Annotated in this window: 5 protein-coding genes; 2 read left to right on the forward strand and 3 right to left on the reverse strand. The window is 68.3% G+C overall.

Annotated elements, in window-relative coordinates; genetic code table 11:
- Positions 1–24: 24 nt before the first annotated feature.
- Both CG736_RS36365 and CG736_RS20530 read right to left on the reverse strand, forming a co-directional pair.
- The gene (locus CG736_RS36365; RefSeq protein WP_157815664.1) at positions 25–645 is read right to left on the reverse strand and encodes a hypothetical protein; all 621 of its coding nucleotides are present in this window, start codon (positions 643–645) and stop codon (positions 25–27) included.
- Positions 639–8054, reverse strand: a complete 7416-nt coding sequence (locus tag CG736_RS20530; RefSeq protein ID WP_100587662.1) for an RHS repeat-associated core domain-containing protein — start codon at positions 8052–8054, stop codon at positions 639–641. Before CG736_RS20530 ends, CG736_RS36365 begins: the two co-directional genes overlap by 7 nt.
- A gap of 271 nt (positions 8055–8325) precedes the next feature.
- On the opposite strand from CG736_RS20530, the gene CG736_RS38650 reads away from it, so the two are divergent.
- Positions 8326–13716 carry a ricin-type beta-trefoil lectin domain protein gene (locus tag CG736_RS38650; RefSeq protein ID WP_157815665.1) on the forward strand — a complete coding sequence of 1797 codons (5391 nt, stop codon included), beginning with the start codon at positions 8326–8328 and terminating at the stop codon, positions 13714–13716.
- 382 nt (positions 13717–14098) lie between these two features.
- Positions 14099–18364 (forward strand): hypothetical protein, encoded by a 4266-nt coding sequence (locus CG736_RS20540; RefSeq protein ID WP_157815666.1) that lies wholly within the window; start codon positions 14099–14101, stop codon positions 18362–18364.
- A gap of 82 nt (positions 18365–18446) precedes the next feature.
- Here CG736_RS20540 and CG736_RS20545 read toward each other — a convergent pair whose 3' ends face one another.
- Complete coding sequence (locus CG736_RS20545; RefSeq protein WP_100587665.1) at positions 18447–19703, reverse strand: phenylacetate--CoA ligase family protein; 1257 nt, start codon at positions 19701–19703, stop codon at positions 18447–18449.

Genomic DNA, 19703 nt, shown 5'->3' on the forward strand with positions numbered 1-19703 from the left:
TGTGAACCAGCGATTCCAGAGAGGTCATTTTTCGAACGCGCGTCCCGTGTCATTCGGTGGGCGAGATAGCCAGTTCTGGATATTTTCATACTCCTCGTCGGTGACGGATCCCTCTGGGGTTCTTGTCATGAACTTTCGTATCGCCGATGCGCGATGGGGATTCGGCAAGGAAATGATGCTGATGCCATCTTGCCATGTAGTTCCAGCGACTACTGTGTACCCCGTTTTGGACACCATGACGAAACCTGGTCGACCATAGGGGCCCCCAAGGAGTCCGTTCGCCGTTCCGGCGCCGATGATGTCCCATTCGTCTTTCAGTTTCACCAGCGCCCAGCGCGAAACCGGGAATCTGTCGGACTCGAGAACTGCCAGCGACAGAAGAAACTCTCTTCGCTGATCCAGGAGTCTGTGCCTCTGTGCTATGGCAAACCAGGCTTCATTTGCGTTGCGTACGAGGTCTGGATCCTGGAACTCGAACTCCTCGTCGAATCGGCCATCGTCTGATCCACAGGCCGATGCCATCCATGCCGCATCGGCTGGGATGACGTCGGTTACACCTGCGATATCGAGCAATATCAATCCTGCGGCATCGCATAGAGCGGAAATTTCAGCTCTGTTGAGAGGCATTTTCACCACCGTCAGCACCCAGGCTTGTAAGTTTTGATTGCGTCATAATTGTGGCCGGCGCCTTCCCTGCCGCCTGTGGGTTCAACCCATCCGATTGTGCCGTCACTTTTGACTAGGAGTCGATAATCATTACCTCCATTCGGGACGTCATATATCTTGGCGCCCCCCCAGAATGCTCGAGCGGGCCTCGGGCCGGTATCGCCCCGAAAGAAGTCGAGCACTCGATTATTCTTTGGACCGGTCTCGCGCTGCGAGAGCTGGCCCCGGAGGTACATGTCAATAGCGTTCTGAATAATCGGTGGTGGCGTCTGGGACTGCCCGGCGTTGTGGACCAGCACCGAGGTGTCAGTCGCTACCACATAGTACGTATGGAACTCGGCGACCGTCAGATTGTATGCCGCTCGCGCGGAGGTGTTGTACGAAGAGACGGAGGCGACCGTAGCGGCGCCTCGAACGGTTTGCAGTTCGTGGCCGGGTGTGAGGTCCTTCGCGTCAGTCCACTGGCCGGTAGTGGCGTCCCAGTACGGGTGGTGGGCGGTGGAGGTGAACTCGGAGACGACTCCAGACGCACTTTCGGTGATAGTGAGGGTGGTGAACTGCGTGTCGTCAGGCGTGAAGATGGTTGCGATAACCGGCTCGGGGCCGGTGACGCCGGATTCCGGATCGGAGGACATGACCATGTCGTCTTGCGTCACGCGCTCGATCGGCTTGGTCGTGCCGTCTGCCATGAGCACGAGCGTGCCAGCTGGGAAACTATTCTGGCACGACGATCCAAATGACTCCTGGTTTGCACGCCACTGACTTCTAGCACTGGAACTGCCGATGCCGCGACTGGCGAGAATGTTCTCCGGGGAGCTCTTTCCGGCTGTAAGTCGGTTTCCGCCACCGTCGTGGCCAGGTCCGATCTCATCGGCTGCGATGGCGAACAGAGTCTGCCAGTCCCGAAGATACGACGGGCAGTTGTTCCAGCCGATGTCGGCACACGCCCCCCTGATGGTGAACTGCAGCGAGTACTCCATCGGCGGGTAGTCCGGATTGGTGTAGGGGCAGCTCTTCTTTCCGTAGTCGCCCTTGCAGAATCCCTCCATCCGCTTGTAGAGCGCATCGATGAATTCCTCGCCCTTGTCCCAGTTCTCCGGGATTGCGACCCCCGGGTAGACCACGACCTTCTGGACCCGGCAGCACTCACCGTTGCTCTTGGTGCCGCGCCGCTGATGACCAGTGCCATCCGCGTCGTGACCGTTTGTTGCTGTAGCGGTGGTCGAGAGACCCTCCAGCGAGGGATAGTTCATGCCCACCTGAGTGCCGTTGTCGCACTCGTCGGCCGAGCGGCAGGCCATCAGGCCGGAGGGGTCGCTGGCGTTGACGGGGCTGTTGTTGCTGTAGGCGTAGCCGTTCCACTGCTGCGGGTCGTTCGCTCCGAGGAGCGGGTCCGGGCTGATGAAGCGGCCGGTGGTGGGTTGGTACTGGCGGGCTCCGAGGTTGGTGAGGCCGGTGGCGTCGTCCTTGGTGCCGTTGACGAAACCGTGGTTGCCGGCCCAGGTGGTGGGCTGGGCGCCGCGGGGGTTGCCGAACGGGTCGGTGGCGCGGCGGGTTTCGACCAGGGTGGTGCCGTCGAGGGCGAGGTTTCCGGTGCCGTGGTGGTCGCTGACCTGGTAGGTCGCTGTGCTGCCCTGCCGGACCAGGGTCAGGCCGCCCGGCATCTGGTACGTGCGGGTGGTGGTCGTGGCCTTGGCAGCGGTGTCGTAGGTGAGTTCGTCCGCCCCGAGGAAGACGGTGGTCTTGCCGGGGTTGTGCCGGACGAGCTGGTTGCCGTCGGCGTCGTAGACGTAGGTGGTGGAGTTGTCGGGGACGGTCCACTTCTGACCGGCCGGAACGGTGGTGGTGCCGCAGGTGGCCACGACGGTGGCGGTGCCGCTGGTACTGACATCACCGGGGACGGCCAGGCACAGGTTGGTGCCGACGTTGAGGACGGTGCCGTTCGGCTGAGGCGTCCAGGTCTGCGTGGCGTTGCCGGTGCAGGACTGGAGCTGGACCTCGGAGCCCGAGGTGGTGCCCATGGCGGTCAGGCACTTGCCCATGATCTTGAGCAGGTTGCCGGTGGTGGCGAACCTCTGCGCGCCGCTGGAGTTGCAGGTGCTGAGCTCCGCCGGGGTGTTGGCGGCGCTGCTGCTGCCGCGCATGAAGAGGCACTTGCCGCCGATGCCCTGGATCTGGACCGCGGGCTTGTCGGTGTCGAGCTTGCCCTCGGTGTTCCAGGTGTAGTTGGTGATGCCGGCGCTGTAGACGTACTGGGTCGCGGTGTTGCCTGCCGCGTCGTACGTGCTGGTGTTCAGCACGCTGGTGGCGCCGGTGACGGCGGTGGAGGACATCAGTGCGTGCGGACCGCCCTTGCCGTTGCCGGAGTTGACGGTGCCGTCGGGGGTGAAGGTCTGGGTGGTGACGGTGTCCTTGGCGCTGTCTCCGCTCGGGTCGTGCTGGGTGAGGCTCTTGCGGTTGCCGGTCAGGTCGTAGGTGTAGTCCTGCCAGTACGGGACGCTGCCGCCGACGGTGTTCTTCGCCGGGGCGACGGCTCCGCTGGTGGGCGTGGAGTTGGCGCAGGCGCCGCGTCCGCCGACCGTCGGGTTGGGCAGGAGGTTGAGCGCACCGGTGTCGGTCCAGGCGGTGGTCAGCCGGTTGAGGTAGTCGTAGCCGAAGCACTGCAGGTCGGTCGCCGACGGCGTGTTGTCGGGGATGGTGCGGATCGCGGAGATCCGTCCGGCGGGGTCGTAGGCGTAGGTGGTCTGCTGGACCGCGCCGGTGGCGGCGGTCTGCTTGTCGACCAGCTGGGTCAGCTGACGGCCGGTCGGCTCGTCGTAGGTGTTGGTGAGGACGATCTGGGTGCCGTACGGGTTGACCGTGGTTCGGATCGGCCGGCCGTAGGCGTCGTAGTCGTTCGAAAGGTCGTAGGTCTTGCCGCCGTCCGCTGCGAAGGACTGCAGGGTGCCGAAGGCCTCGTAGGTGTAGCGCAGACGCTCTGCGGCGATACCACCTGCGTCCGGGAGGACGTCGTTGAGCAGCAGGCCGGTGACCTGGTCGTAGGTCGGCTTGTAGGTGTAGGTGAACGGGGTGGTGGCGCCGAACTCCGATCCGGGGATCGTGGTGGTGGCGCTGGTCGGCCGGTAGGCGGTGTCGTACGCGGTGATGGCCCGGGTGTAGGCAGCGCCCGCAGTTCCGCCCGTGTAACGGGTCGTGGTGCTGGGCTGGCCCTTGAGCACGGTGTCGTAGGTACGGGCCGTCAACTGCTTGGCCGGATCCGCGGCCGCGCCGTCGAACGTGGCTACGGCGCGCCCGAGCAGGTCGTACGTGGTGGTGACGGTGCGTCCGCGTGCATCGGTGGTGGATGCGACCCGGCCGGCGGCGTCGTATCCGATGGTGCTGGTGCCGGTGTCGGGGTCCGTCGAGGAGATCTGTCGGCCGTGGAGGTCGTAGGTGTAGGTCCAGGTGTTCCCGGCCGCGTCCGTGCGGGTGGCGGGCTGGCCCGTCGCCGTGTAGGTGTACTTGGTGATGTCGGCGTCCGCCGGGTTGCCGGTGGCAGTGGCGGTCCGGTACTGCCACAGCTGAACCTGCTTGCCCTGGGCGTTCGTCACAGCCGTGGTCGGGGTGGACCCGGTCGGCGGAGTGACGTCGACGCGGTCAGCGCCGGGGTACGCCGTCGAAGAAGTGGTCTGCAGGGTGCCGTATGCGATGAACTCGCTGCTGACCGGGCGGGACAGGCCGTCGTAGACGGTGTGGGTCTGGGAAGGGATCTCCTTGGTGGTCTGCGCCTCGTAGAGTGCGGTGCCCGGTCCGGCGACGCTGTTGTACCAGGCGCCGTTCGCTCGGGTCATGCGGCCGTGCGAGTCGTAGGCGGTTTCGGCGAGGATGCGTCCGGTGTATCCGGACAGTGCCGGAGTCGACTGAGTCTGGATCACCCGCCCGACACCGTCCATGATTTGCACGGACTTCGCGGTGCTGTAGACGTCAGTGGTGCTGGTTCCCACCAGAGCGGTCGTGGTGGTGCTCGGCGGTACGACCTTGTTGGCGACCACGCCGGGGATGGCGTATGCGTAGGCCGTGTTGGGGGTGAGGGACGTGCCGCGGCCGGGGAGCCACACCGCGGTGGTGCGGCCGAGCGCGTCGTAACCGACGGTCGCAGTGCGCCCGTTGGCGTCGGTCTCGGTGCGGGTCAGACCTCGGGCCGAGTCCAAGGTGGTGACGGTCGTCCGACCCGTGCTCTGGTCGGCAGCACCGGCCGGCGCCGGGCTGGTGACTGTGGTACCGGTCGGCAGCTCGCCCGCCTGCGGGGCGGAGTACGCGGTGGTCACCGTGGCTCCGGCCGGGTGGGCACTGTCCGTGACCCGCGGGTTGGTGGCGCTCAGGGGCCGCCCGTACGCGTCGTACGTGGTGGTCGCGTCGGTGACGAAGACGGCGGTGGATCCGTCGTAGCGGTCCAGGTTCTCCGTGGCCGTGACTTCGGCCTTTGCGCCTGCCTCTCCGAGCGGCTTGCCGTCGTGTCGCACCCTGGACCAGGTCAGGGTGTTCTGGGAGTCCGGCGTGGCCGAGCAGGCGTTGGCACCGGAGACGGTGACGACCTCGGAGACCAGGGCGGTCACCTGGAGGTCGGGGCCGCTGCCGTAGGAGGTGCGGGTGCACGTGTCTGTCGCGCCGTCCGCGGTGTCGAGGACGGAGACGGTCCGGTTGTTGTGCGTGGGGTCGGCCACCGTGGTGCGGGTCGCGGTGAACCAAGTCCCGTCGGACTTGAGGGACTTGACCGTCGCCACGTTGGTCTTGGCGCTGTACCGGGCCGTCAGGGCCGGCACCCCGGTCTGGTTGTGGGTGGCGGTGACCGTAGGCTCGCTGCTGGTCGCGGCGGAGTACGAGGTGACCGTTCCGCCGGCCTGGTTGTAGCTGTCGTTCTCCAGGGCCTGCCCCGACAGCCAGTCGGAGTCCGTGGCCGAAGTCCCCATCGGGCCGGTCACGGTGATGCTGCGGGGCGTTCCGGCTGAGGTAATGTCGCCGTCCATGCCCTGGTGGTAGGTGACGGTGCTCTGCGACTTCGGGCCGTCAGCGCCACTGCCTGCCTGGGTGGTGACCGTGGCGTAGCCGCGGAACTGGTCCCAGGTGCGGTCCTTGTCGTCGGTGAAGGGCGAGTCGTTGCGGTGCCAGGCCGCCGCGCCGTAGCTGTACGCGGTGGTCATGGTGGCGGAGCCCGGCGTGCCCGGGTTGACCGTGACGGTCTTGACCGGGTAGCGCTGGAACCAGTCGTCGACGGGGTCGGCGTCCGGCTTGTCGTTGGGCTTGTGCCACTTGACGTTGTAGCAGGAGCGCGTGTCGGTGTCGGCCGAGCCCGGCATGACGTTGTTGATGCGGGAGCAGTCGGCAGGGTAGTAGTCGACGCCGATGGTGCTGCCGGTCTCGGTGGTGATCAGCTGGATGCGGGGCCGGTTGTAGGCCGGGCGGGACGGGACCAGGTTGGTTCCGTCGACCCGGTTCTGCAGCAGCACCTCGATGAAGGACACCGGGTTCAGGGGAACCTCGGTGGTGGAGGCCTGGGTGTCCTTGCCGGTGCGCTTGACCGAGCCCAGCCACGGGACCTTGGTGTTCTCGGTGGTGTTCACCACGTCCACGAAGCGGTGGTCCAGGGTGTACAGGTCGACGTCCTGGTAGGCGCCGTTGTAACGGACCTGGGTGGTGATGGAGTTGAGCCACTTGGAGGACCAGAACGTCGGCCCGTAGTTGGTGCAGGCGCCGGTCTGGGCGCACTGCTGGTCGAGCGGGGCGTCCGGCCAGTTGGCGGCGTTCGCCGACGTACGGTTGGCCGTGTCGCAGGCCGAGGTCGAGGTGACGCAGCGCTCACCGGAGGCGAAGAGGATCTTCGCGGCCGACTTGTAGGCGCCGTTGGCCGTGATCTGGTCGCTCAGGAGCTGGCCGTAGGCGATGGACTGCAGCACACCGGTCCGGGTGTACGCGGTGCTGGTGCCGGTTCCGTTGTTCTGGGCGCCGCCCCGGCTGTAGTAGTTGGTCTCGGGGGCGTACGTGTAGTTGATCAGGTTGCCGTGCGGATCGACGATGTAGTCGAGGTTCCACCGCCAGGCCATCTGGCACCAGGAGGCCTTGCCCTTGGCGGAGTCGTAGCAGGGGTCGCCGGCGTTCGGGGAGTAGACCGGAACGGTCCAGGCCGAGCCGGAGTCGGGGCCCTTGGTGGACGGGTTGCCCGAGGCGTCGGGCAGGTGGGCCAGGCCGAAGTAGTAGGCCGTGCCGCTGGTGTCGGTGACCTTGATGTACGAGCCGTTCCAGGTGCCGTTGCTGGCGCCGGTCAGGAACTCGACCTTGCTGCCGTCGTCACCCTTGAGGCGCCAGGTGCAGGCGGACTGCTCCGTCGTGGCGGGTGCGCCGGCCTGGCAGGAGGCGTCGTGGGGGACCAGCTCGCCCGAGTGCCCCGCCAGCGACAGGGTCAGGTTGGCCCCGGCCCAGCACTGGTCGCCGGAGTTGGTGATCCCGGCCTTCGAACACGACTGGTAGCTCCGCTCGACGAAGCCCGCGCTGTAGTCCCAGCCGTCACCGATCCAGGAAGCCTGCGAGTTGGTGGACGACGTCTTGCCGTCCACCGCAGCCGAGTCGTAGGACAGGGCGACCGCCGGAGCGGCACCGCCCAGGGTCGGCGGCGCCTGGATGGGGTAGGAGTAGCTGAAGGACCCGGACGAGGAACCCGCGGACCACGCCTGGGAGATGTTCAGCGGGGTCGCGGAGTACTTGCCTGCGCCGCTGTCCGATCCGGTGACCGCCGCGAGCACCACCCCCTGCGGGGCAGCCGCCGCGGCAACGCCCTGCGACTGGCTCTTGGCAGCGGCAGCGTCGCCGCCCGGCAGGACGACGTCACCGCTGACCTTCTTCGCGGTGAGGTCGACCTGCGACTCGACCGGGGTCTGGGCCAGACAGCCCGCGACCTGAGGTGTCGTCAAGGAGCAGGCGGGCATCGTCACGAGCCGCATGCGGGAGACCCAGTCGGCGCCGTAGCTCTCGGTCAGAGCAGTGGCGTCGAGGTTCACCCGCAGCGCGCCGGACGCCTCCGACTCGCCATGACGGAGCGTCAGGACCGGGCCGGGAATGCCGGCGGCGCTGCTGGTGGCCGGGTCGATCACCTCGACCTGGATCTTCTGGCCGCCGAGTGCCGAGCCCTCGATGGGCGCGAGGCTGACCGGGAGGCCGGCGGCCGCGGTGTCGGAGCCGGCCGCCGGCCGCTGGTTCGCGGAGTGGGCCTGCTGCTTGGCGGCGGGTGAGGTGCCGAGGCGGACCTCCGCGCGGCCCTTCGGCAGCGGGTGGGTGGTCTTCGGGGGCTGCCAGGTGGGCGGGACGGGGTGGGCGGGCTTCGTCACCGCGATCGCGGAAACGTCGTGGCCGTCCACGGACTTGGTGGCGGGCAGCGGGGTGTTCGGCGGAGACCACTTGCGCGAGTAGTCCGGTCCGGCGGCGACCGCCAGTGAGACCGGTGCGAGAAGAGATCCGACGACGCTGACCGCGGTAACGGTGGCCAGTCTGCGCAGTAGTGACGGACTGTCTGTTCGTCGGCGTGTGAGACGACGTGCCGATGACACGTGTACCCCCAGTGTGTGTGACAGGCCCAAGGGCCTGTCAAATGATCACCAAAATGGTGCGAAAATTTACCAACTCCTCACTGTGTGCGGTCAATACGCTCGCTGTGGTCACTTCGGCGTGATGCATATCAGGCGCTTCGCATACTGTCTGTCTCCGGATCAAAACGGACCGCGGCTTCTCAAGTTGCTTGCGCACGGACCTTCGGATGCAAGACCGTGCTGCCGACCTCTACGCGCAAGCGTTATGAGGCTCTTTCAGCTTGAGGAGAGCACTGTGTCCAGACGCCGCCGGGGCACCGCCCCGCCGCGCCTTGTGGCCCTCGTCGGGGCGGTAGCCCTGACGATCGGGCCGGTCGCTCCTGCCGCGTTCGCGGCGGAGGGGGTCGGGCTGCCGTCGTCCGACGATATTGCGGCCATTGCGAAGGAGCGGGAGCAGCAGCGCCCGCAGACGGACGCCGATCGGGCGTTGGTGAAGGCGAAGGCCACCGGGCAGCGGGTGGTGGTCGATTCGCTGACCACCGAGTTCAGTGAGACGTCGGCGACGCCCGACGGGCATTTCGCGTTCACCGCGCATCCGGACCAGCAGCGGGTGAAGCGGGACGGCGGCTGGGCGGCGCTCGATGCGTCGTTGGTGCGTACTGCGGACGGCAGTTGGGCGCCGAAGTCCGCTGCCGGGGGTGTCGTGCTGTCCCCGGGTGGCAAGGGTCCGCTGGCGACGATGACCAGTGCGGACGGGAAGAAGCTCGCGCTGAGCGCGCCGTTCGACCTGCCGACGCCTCAACTGGACGACAGTGGAACCGGGTTGTTGTACCCGAATGTCATCCCGGATGTCGACCTGAAGGTCACCGCCGGCAAGTACGGCGGGATGTCGACCGTGCTGGTCGTCAAGACCCAGGAAGCCGCCGTCGGGCAGGCGTTGAAGAGCCTGAAGTTCTCGACCGAGGCCGACGGCGTCACGGTGACGGCCGACAAGGACGGCACGCTGAGCGCGAAGGCGGCCGACGGGAAGCCCCGGTGGACGGCGCCCGCCCCGCGGATGTGGGACAGCGCCACGCAGGCAGCACAGAGCCGGTCCGTCACCATGCAGGCCGCCTCGAGTACGGGTGACGGACGAGCGGTGAGCAGTGTGGACGGCCCCGGCACCAGCGCGGCTGTCGCCACCATGCCGGTCGCCGCCGATGCGAGTGGGCTCACTCTGACGCCGAGTCAGGACCTGCTCGCCCATGGCACTGCGCCCTACTACATCGACCCGGCCTGGCTTCCGTGGAACACCGGTGCCTCGGCCTGGACGTGGGTGCAGTCCGCGCACGCCACCGACTCGGGCAACTACATGCGCTCCGGCAGTAGCGACAATTCGTACCCCGGCGTGGGCGTGTGCGGCACCTACCCGCAGGGCAACAGCTGCATCCCCGCCGACGTCTACCGGTCCTTCTTCCAGTTCGACACCAGGCCGCTCCGCGGAACGGTCATCAACAGCGCGCAGGTCGACCTGCAGGAGTACGTCTCCGCCAACTTCGACTGCTCGAAGACCTATCCGCTGGACCTGTTCTTGACCGGCAGCATCTCCAACGGGACCAACTGGAACAACCAGCCGGGCAAGGTCGGCGGCAGCCTCGACGGGAGCCGGTGGATCGGTGGGTCCGGCCACACCGGCTGCTACAACAACGTCGGCTTCAACTACAACGTCAGCGGCGCGCTCCAACAGTACGGGCCCACCTACGACTACCTCACGTTCGGCCTCTACGGCAACGAGAGCGACGCGTACGGGTTCAAGCGCGTCAGCTCCCCGATGCTGAGCATCACCTACGACCGGGCCCCCAACCCGCCGGCGAACCCTGGTGTGTACCCGGCGCCCCGGACGGTGAGCCCGGCGCAGAGCAACCAGGCCTGTGGCAACGGTGACTCGACCACCTGGGCCTGGCTCGGCGCGGGCAGCGCCCAGGCCCAGGCCGTCGCGCTGACCGCCACCGTTTCGAGTCCCACGCAGGCGCAGGTGAAGACCTGGAACCACATCTGGGACTACAACCTGCCCGGCGTGCCCGATATCGCCAGCGGATACTCCGATTTCGTCGGCAACGGCAGCACTGCCTCGTGGTGGCTGGCCGGCGGAACGCTCAAGGACGGTCATGCCTACGGCTGGAGCATGTTCTCCACCGACGGTCTCGACGGTGTCGGTTGGGGAGGTCCCACGCCCACCTGTTACTTCAAGGTCGACCTGACCCCGCCCACCCTGACCTTCCCGGCCACGGTCGCGGACCCGAGCACGCAGTTCCCGTCGTCCGGCAACGGCCAGGTCACCACGCTGCGGGCCGGCCAGAGCGGGTACGTTCCGTTCACGGCGACCGACCCCAACCCCAGCGGCCTGAACACCTCCGGTGTCACCTGCCTGCGGTGGAGCTTCGACCCGCAGTTCAGCTCCAACGGTGACTGGAAGTGCGGCAGCGCCATGCCCGCGGGCAAGATTCCCGTCACCCCGGGGCGCTGGGGCACCAACGTCCTCTACGTCCAGGCGCAGGACAACGCCGGGAACATCTCGCCGGTCGGCCAGTACACCTTCTACGTGCCCTGGAACCCCAATGGGCCGGCCCCGGTGTACGGCGACGTCAATGCCGACCCGAGCCGGACGCCCGACGTGATCACAGCTGGTCCCTCAGGCGACCTGCGGGCCTACACCACTCCCGCCACCGGCCCGCAGAACAGCGTCGCCGCGACGACGGGACAGTCTCCGGGCGGCGACTCCTGGGCCAACTACCGCACCACGCACCGCGGCAGCCTCCGCAACGGTCCGGACGTCGACGACCTGATCGCACACAAGGACGGCGATCCGAAGCTCTGGGTCTACAAGAACCCCGGCAACACCGGCGTCAACGGCGTGTTCGACACGAAGGTCGAACTGGCCAAGCCGGCCTGCGTCGTGACCGCCGCCAACCCCGACTGCACCGGCTACGCCGCCACCTGGTCCGGGACCCTGCAGATCGCCGCGATCGGCGACCCCGCCTCGACCGACCGAAGTATCGCCAACCACGCCCAGAACCGCACCGGCCTGGTCACCACGGAGACGGACCCGTCCGGCAACGCCGCGCTCTGGTACTACCCCTCGGCGGTCGACAACAGCTTCGCCAACCCGGTGCGGCTGGCCGCGACAGGCTGGAAGGACCGCGACCTGATCAGCCCCGGAGACTGGGCCGGCCAGAGCCGCCCGGGCCTGTGGGCCCGCAACCGGATCACCGGCGACGTCACCGCCCACACCTTCACCGTCACCACCGTCAGCAGCACCGACACCAACGGCATCACCATCACCTACCCCGTCGCCACCGGCATCTCGGCCGGCAAGACGGCCGCCACCGGCATCACCGCCGCCGCCTGGCCGCGGATCGGCTCCGACGGCGACCTCACCGGCAACGGCGCACCTTCGCTGTGGGGCATCACCTCGCAAGGCGTCCTCCAGACCTGGACCGGCACGCGCACCGGCACCACCACCGACCCGGGATTCACCGCCACCGGCCCCAACACGGCCTTCGATCTCGGCACCGTTGCGTTCGATTCGTCGGCCAATGCCGCCGCGCACGCAGCGATCGAGGACGGGACCTACCCCGGCGCGCAGAACGTCCTCGCGACGACCGGTGCCTCGCTCATCCGCGGAGACGGGCGGATCACCACCGTCCCGTGCGATGCCCCCCACCAGATCACCGTCACCGCCGCCAGTATCACGCTGCCTCAGAACCGCATCTGCTTCGTCGCGCCCGGATCCACCGGCTACCTCGCGCTGAACATTCCCGACACCACTCGACTGGAGACCACCGGACGGTCGGTCAAGGCAGGCCTCACCACCGACGGCGCGGCGCAGAGCGTCGACGTTGCCGCCGGCAGTGCCGTCAATGTCGGCGCAGCCGCCAAGGCGGGCTCCAAGTCCACTCTGCAGGAGCTGCGGATCACCGGCCCGGCCGGTGCACCGTCCACCGCCCAGAACGATCCGGCGCTCGCGTTCAACGCCCAGTTGGCCATCGGTGACCAGGGGCGTACCTGCTCCGGCGCACTCGTCGACCCGCTCTGGGTCCTCGCTGCCAAGAGCTGCTTCTCCGACAACCCCGCCAACCCGGTCGACGTCACCGCAGGCGCACCGAAGTCGCCCACCACCGCCATCATCGGTCGCACCGACCTCGGTACGGTCGGCGGACACACCGCGAGCGTCGTCGAGATCGTTCCGCACGCCGACCGCGACGTGGTGCTGGCACGCCTTTCGCGACCGGCCCCCCTCGCTCCGATCGCCGTGAGCACGACCGCCCCGACGGCCGGCGAGAGCCTGCAGGCTGCCGGCTTCGGCCGCACCGCCACCCAATGGGCACCGGGCACGCTGCACACCGCTGCGTTCACCGTCGGCGCTGTCGGCGGCAGTGGGTTCGATCTTGCGGCCAAGAACCCCGCCAGCCTCGTGTGCAAGGGCGACGCAGGCGGGCCGACCTGGCGCACCGAGAACGGCAAGCCCGCGCTCACCGGCGTCATCTCCCGCTCCTGGCAGGGTGGTTGCCGCGGTGCCAACAGCACCGAGACCCGCACCGGCGCCTACCAGGTACGGGTCGACGACCTCGGCTCCTGGATCGCCTCACAGAGCGGCCGGGCGTACGAGATCCTCAACCCCGCCAGCGGGCGTTGCCTCAACCTCACCGGTGCAGGTCCGACCTGGGCCAACGGCACGGCGGTCATCGCCTGGGACTGCATCGTCGGCGCGGACAACGAGAAGTTCCGCCTCACCTCCGACGGCCAGCTGCGCAACCCCGCCAGCAACCGATGCCTCCAGGTCTCCGGAACGGGCCCCACGTGGGCCAACGGAACCGCCATCGTGCTGTGGGACTGCGTTGCCGGAGCAGGCAACGAGAAGTTCGAGTGGACTGGCGACGGCCAGCTGCGCAACCCCGCCAGTGGGCGTTGCCTGAACCTCACCGGTGCAGGTCCGACCTGGGCCAACGGCACACCGATCGCGCTCTGGGACTGTGTCGCGGGAGCCGCCACCCAGCAGTTCCAGGTGGTGGCTGACGACCAGATCCCGCGTCCTGTCGGTCAGCTTCGCAACCCTGCCAGCGGCCGCTGTCTCAACGTCTCGGGCGCCGGGCCGACTTGGCCGAACTTCACGCCGATCATCCTCTGGGACTGCAAGGGTGACCCGAACGAGCGGTTCCAGCTCACCGCTGAGGGATGGCTCTACAACCAGACCAGCAACCGGTGCGTGAACATCAGTGGAGCCGGACCTGTCTGGGACAACGGCACACCGGTCATCCTGTGGGACTGCATCGCCGATGCCGGCAACGAGAAGTTCGAATGGACCGCTGACGGACAGCTCCGAAACCCCGCCAGCAACCGTTGCCTCAATGTCAGCGGAGCCGGACCTGTCTGGGACAACGGGACGTCAATCATTCTGTGGGACTGCAAGGGTGACAACAACGAGAAGTTCCAGCTTGCGCCCATCAAGGCGTAGGCGAAGCCGTCACCGACGCTGACAGCAGCCTCTCAACGGCCGGGCCCCATCCTCTCGAACGACGAGGGTGGGGCCCGGCTTCGCCGTCCGGAGACCAACAGGCCCGCTGAACGATCGCCGAAATGGTGCGGGACTCTACCAACTCCTCACCGCGTGCCGTCAATACGTTCACCAGGGCCACCTCCGCGTGACGCATTTCACATGCTTCGCATACTGTCTGTCTCCGGATCAAAACGGACTGTGGGCGTTCGGATTGCTTGCGTCCGAGCGGGCGGATGCAGGACGGTGCTGCCGACCTCTACGCGCAGGCGTTGTGAGGCTCTTTCAGTTTGAGGAGGGCACTGTGTCCAGACGCCGCCGGGGCGTTGTCCCGTCGCGTTTCGTGGCTCTCGCCGGGGCGGTAGCCCTGACGGTGGGGCCGGTTGTTCCTGCCGCGTTCGCGGCGGAGGGGGTCGGGCTGCCGTCGTCCGACGATATTGCGGCCATTGCGAAGGAGCGGGAGCAGCAGCGCCCGCAGACCGACGCGGACCGGGCGTTGGTGAGGGCGAAGGCCACCGGGCAGCGGGTGGTGGTCGATTCGCTGACCACGGAGTTCAGTGAGACGTCGGCGACGCCCGACGGGCATTTCGCGTTCACCGCGCATCCGGACCAGCAGCGGGTGAAGCGGGACGGCGGCTGGGCGGCGCTCGATGCGTCGTTGGTGCGTACTGCGGACGGCAGTTGGGCGCCGAAGTCCGCTGCCGGGGGTGTTGTGCTGTCTCCCGGTGGCAAGGGTCCGCTGGCGACGATGACCAGTGCGGACGGGAAGAAGCTCGCGCTGAGCGCGCCGTTCGACCTGCCCGCGCCTCAGGTGGACGCGGCCGGCGACGGACTTGTGTATCCGAATGTCATTCCCGATGTCGACCTGAAGGTCACCGCCGGCAAGTACGGCGGGATGTCGACCGTGCTGGTCGTCAAGACCCAGCAGGCTGCCGTCGGGCAGGCGTTGAAGAGCTTGAGGTTCTCGACCGAGGCCGACGGCGTCACGGTGACGGCCGACAAGGACGGCACGCTGAGTGCGAAGGCGGCCGACGGGAAGCCCCGGTGGACGGCACCCGCCCCGCGGATGTGGGACAGTCGCGCGGCAGGTGCTGCCGCGCCGAAGATGCAGGCAGGGGCGGCGGCTGCGAACGCCGGCCAGGGTACGGCGGCGAGCACCGCGGACGGCCCGGGCGCGAGTGCGGCCGTCGCCACCATGCCGGTCGTCGCCGATGCGAGCGGGTTGACCCTGACGCCGAGTCAGGACCTGCTCGCGCACGGCACTGCGCCCTACTACATCGACCCGGCCTGGATTCCGTGGAACACCAACGCGTCGGCCTGGACCTGGGTGCAGTCCGCCCACCCCACCGAGTCGGGCAACTACAAGCGCTCCGGTAGCGGCGACACTGCTTATCCCGGTGTGGGCCTGTGCGGCACCTACCCGCAGGGCAACAGCTGCATCCCCGCGGACACCTATCGATCCTTCTTCCAGTTCGACACCACTTCCCTGCGTGGCGCGGTCGTCAACAGCGCGCAGATCGACCTGCAGGAGTACGTCTCCGCCAACTTCGACTGCGCGAAGACCTATCCGCTGGACCTGTTCCAGACCGGCGGCATCTCCAACGGGACCAACTGGAGCAACCAGCCCGGCAAGATCGGTGGCAGCCTCGACGGGAGCCGCTGGGTCGGTGGGGCCGGCCACACCGGCTGCTACAACAACGTCGGCTTCAGCTACAACGTCAGCGGCGTGGTCAAGCAAGCCGGAACCACCGCAGACAACCTCACGTTCGGCCTGTACGGCAACGAGAACGACGCCTACGGGTTCAAGCGCGTCACCAGCCAGCCGGTGCTGAGCATCACGTACGACCGGACGCCCAATGCGCCGGCCAGTCCGGGTACGTATCCCGCCCCCCGGACGGTGAACCCGGCGCAGAGCAACCAGGCCTGCGGCAACGGTGACCCGGCCACCTGGGCCTGGCTCGGCGCGGGCAGCGCCCAGGCGCAGGCCGTCGCGCTGACGGCCACCGTCTCGAGTCCGACGCAGGCGCAGGTGAAGACCTGGAACCACATCTGGGACTACAGCCAGTCCGGCTCGCCCGATGTCGCCAACGGGTCTTCCGATTTCGTCGGCAATGGCAGCACTGCCTCGTGGTGGCTGCCCGGGGGTCTGCTGAAGGACGGTCACGCCTACGGCTGGAGCGCGTTCTCCAACGACGGTCTCGACGGCGTTCCGTGGGGCGGTCCCACGCCCACGTGCAACTTCAAGGTGGACCTGACCCCGCCCACCCTGACCTTCCCGGCCACGGTCGCGGACCCGACCACTCAGTTCCCGCCGTCCGGCAACGGCCAGGTCACCACGCTGCGGGCCGGCCAGAGCGGGTACGTCCCGTTCACCGCGACCGACCCCAACCCCAGCGGTTTGAACACCTCCGGTGTCACCTGCCTGCGGTGGAGCTTCGACCCGCAGTTCGGCGCCGGTGACGACTGGAAGTGCGGCAGCGCGCTGCCCGCGGGCAAGATCGCCGTCACGCCCGGGCGCTGGGGCACCAACGTCCTCTACGTCCAGGCGCAGGACAACGCCGGGAACGTCTCGCCGGTCGGCCAGTACACCTTTTACGTGCCCTGGAACGCCGCCGGACCGGCCCCGGTGTTCGGTGACGTCAATGCGGATGTCAACCGCACGCCCGACGTGGTCACGGCCGGCCCCTCCGGCGACCTGCGTGTCTACGCTGCTCCGGCTGCCGGGCCGCAGTTCGTTGTCGCGGCGACGACGGGGCAGTCTCCCGGTGGCGACTCGTGGGCCAACTACCGCACCACGCACCGGGGCAGCCTCCGCAACGGTCCGGACGTCGACGACCTGATCGTGCACAAGGACGGCGATCCGAAGCTCTGGGTCTACAAGAACCCCGGCAACACCGGTGTCGCCGGCGTGTTCGACACGAAGGTCGAACTGGCCAAGCCGGCCTGCGTCGTGACCGCCGCCAACCCCGACTGCACCGGCTACGCCGCCACTTGGGCGGGTGCCCTGCAGATCGCCGCCGTCGGCGACCCGGCGTCGACCGACCGGAGCCCGGCGAACCACAACAAGAACCGCACCGGCCTGGTCACCACGGAGACGGACCCGTCCGGCAACGCCGCGCTCTGGTACTACCCCTCGGTGATCGACAACAGCTTCGGCGACCCGGTGCGGCTCGCCGCGACGGGCTGGAAGGACCGCGACCTGATCAGCCCCGGAGACTGGGCCGGCCAGAGCCGCCCGGGCCTGTGGGCCCGCAACCGCACGACGGGTGAGGTCACCGCCCACACCTTCACCGTGACCACCATCAGCAGCACCGACAGCGACGGCATCACCATCACCTACCCCGTCGCCACCGGCATCTCGGCGGGCAAGACGGCCGCCACCGGCATCACCGCCGCCGCCTGGCCGCGGATCGGCTCCGACGGCGACCTCACCGGCAACGGCGCGCCCTCGCTGTGGGGCATCACCTCACAGGGTGTCCTCCAGACCTGGACCGGCACGCGCACCGGCACCACCTCCAACCCCGGCTTCACCGTCACGGGACCGAACACGACCGTCAGCCTGACGTCCGGCACCATCGCCGCCTCCGGCACGAAGCTCACCGCCGGGCAGAGCGTCACCGGAACCGACCTCCGGCTGACCATGCGCAGTGACGGCAACCTGGTGGTGACGCACCGTCAGGTCGACAACGGGATCCTGTGGTCCACCGGCACCGTCGGCAACCCGGGCGCCTGGGCCTACGTCCAGCCCGACGGCAACTTCGTCGTCTACCGCAGCGACGGGGTCGGAGTCCTCTGGTCGACCGGTACATGGGGCAACGGCAACGCCTACCTGAAGGTGCAGGACGACGGGAACGTCGTCCTCTACAAGGCCGACGGCGGAGAGGACGTCGGCGGGGCGCTGTGGGCCACCGGCACCATGAAGACCGATCGCAAGTTCGGCACCGGGGCCCAGCTCGCACCCGGCCGCTGGACCCAGGTCGACACCCACGTGCTGGAGATGCAGGAGGACGGCAACTTCGTCCTCTACCGCCGCAGTGACGGCGTTCCGACGTGGAACACCGCGACCTGGGGCAACCGGGGCGCATCCGTCACCGTCCAGTCCGACGGCAACGTCGTGCTGAACAAGGCCGGCGGCGGAGCGATCTGGAACACCGGAACCTGGCAGTTCGCCAGTGCGTACCTGAAGCTCCGGAACGACGGCGGCCTGGTGGTCTACAAGAACACCAACAGCGAGGACATCGCCAGCACGGTGTGGACCACCACCACGCTGCGCACCGGAACGGGGCTCCCCTCGGGCCGGGTGATCCAGGCGAGGACGACTTACCTGATCATGCAGTACGACGGCAACCTCGTGCTGCACCGCAACAGCGACAACGTGGCCATCTGGGCCAGCGGCACCGACGGCAACTCGGGTGCCACGCTGAAGGTCCAGGACGACGGCAACGTGGTGGTCCACCGCACCGACGGCAGCGCTGCCTGGGCGGCGGGAAGCAACGGCAACGGCGGCGCCTACCTGAAGCTCCAGGACGACGGGAACCTCGTCATCTACAAGGTCGACGGCGGCGAGGGCATCGGCGGCGCCCTCTGGGCGACCAACACCTTCGCCTGACGGTACGTAGGCACCGACAAAGGCCGGGCCCCACCCTCGAACGACGGGGGTGGGGCCCGGCCTCTTCGGCGTTCGCCGCGGGTCAGTGTGCGGGGCGTTCGTCGATGACCTGTTGGAGCTTGCCGGTGCGGGGGTTGGTGGTGAGTTCGGAGCGGGGGACCCACTCGATCTGCAGGGGGTGGATGGCGCCGATGGCGGCTTCGTCCTCGTAGGTGGGGCGGGCGTCGAGGACGGCGCGGAGGAGGGTTTCGGTGAGGGCGGGCGGGGGCGGGGTGGTGTGGCCGAGGCGGATGACGAGGCCGTCGCGGCCCGCCCAGCGGCGTTGGACGAGTTGCATGCCGGTGATGTGGTGGTCGGGGTCGTGGGCGAGGAGGACGTCGCGGACCTGTTCGGTGGGCATGGAGACGATGCCGACCCGGGCGCCCTCGGTGGAGCGGCCGAGGAGGCGGAAGCGGCGGCATTCGGGGTCGACCCATTCGGCGCGGTCGCCGGCGGGGTAGCGGAGGATCGGGACCAGGGTGCGGAAGAGGTTGGTGACGACGACGCGGCCGGGGACGCCGGGCTCGGTGATGGGTTCGCCGGTCGCGTCGTCGACGATCTCGACGACGGTGCGGTTCGGGAAGGCCTCGTGGACCCGGAGGTCGTCGTCGGCGGGGACGGGGCCGGCGACCAGGCCGGCGTCGACGGAGGCGTAGCCGATGGAGGAGAGGGCGGCGTTCGGGAAGGCCGAACGGAGCAGCGGGCGAAGGTCGTTGAACAGGATGTCGCCGCCGAAGAGGATCAGTTCGACCTGCGGGGCGGGCCGGTCCTGCTTGAGCAGGGTCTCGGCCACGGCGGAGAGCTTCATGGGCTCGCCGGCCAGGACGTCCGCGCCGAAGCCGTGGATGACGTCGGCGACGTACTCGTCGGGTGCGGTGGCGATCGGCAGGCGGACGTTGTCGATCGGGGCGTGCTGCAGGGCGTACTCGATGAAGAGGAAGCCGCTGTAGAACTCGCCGGCGCGGAACAGGTTGGCGACCTTCTGGCCGGGCCTGAGGCCGGCGTTGACCAGGCCGGCGCCGAACGCGGTGACGGAGTCGACGTGTTCCTCGCGGGTCCAGGGGGAGAACTTGGGCTTGCCGGTGGTGCCGCCGGACTTGTAGACGCAGGCGTCGGTGAGCGGGCCGGTCAGAAGCCGGTTGTCGGGCCAGGAGTTGGCGGCCCAGAACGCGATCTGGTCGATGACGGGCAGGTCGGTGAGCGAGGTGACGGTGGCGGGCACGTCGCGGTAGAGATCGGCGTAGAACGGGGAGTTGCGCCGGGCGTGGTCGACGAGGGACTGAAGTGGCTTGGCGGGCAT

This window comes from Kitasatospora sp. CB02891 (assembly GCF_002803145.1).
GTDB lineage: Bacteria > Actinomycetota > Actinomycetes > Streptomycetales > Streptomycetaceae > Kitasatospora > Kitasatospora griseola.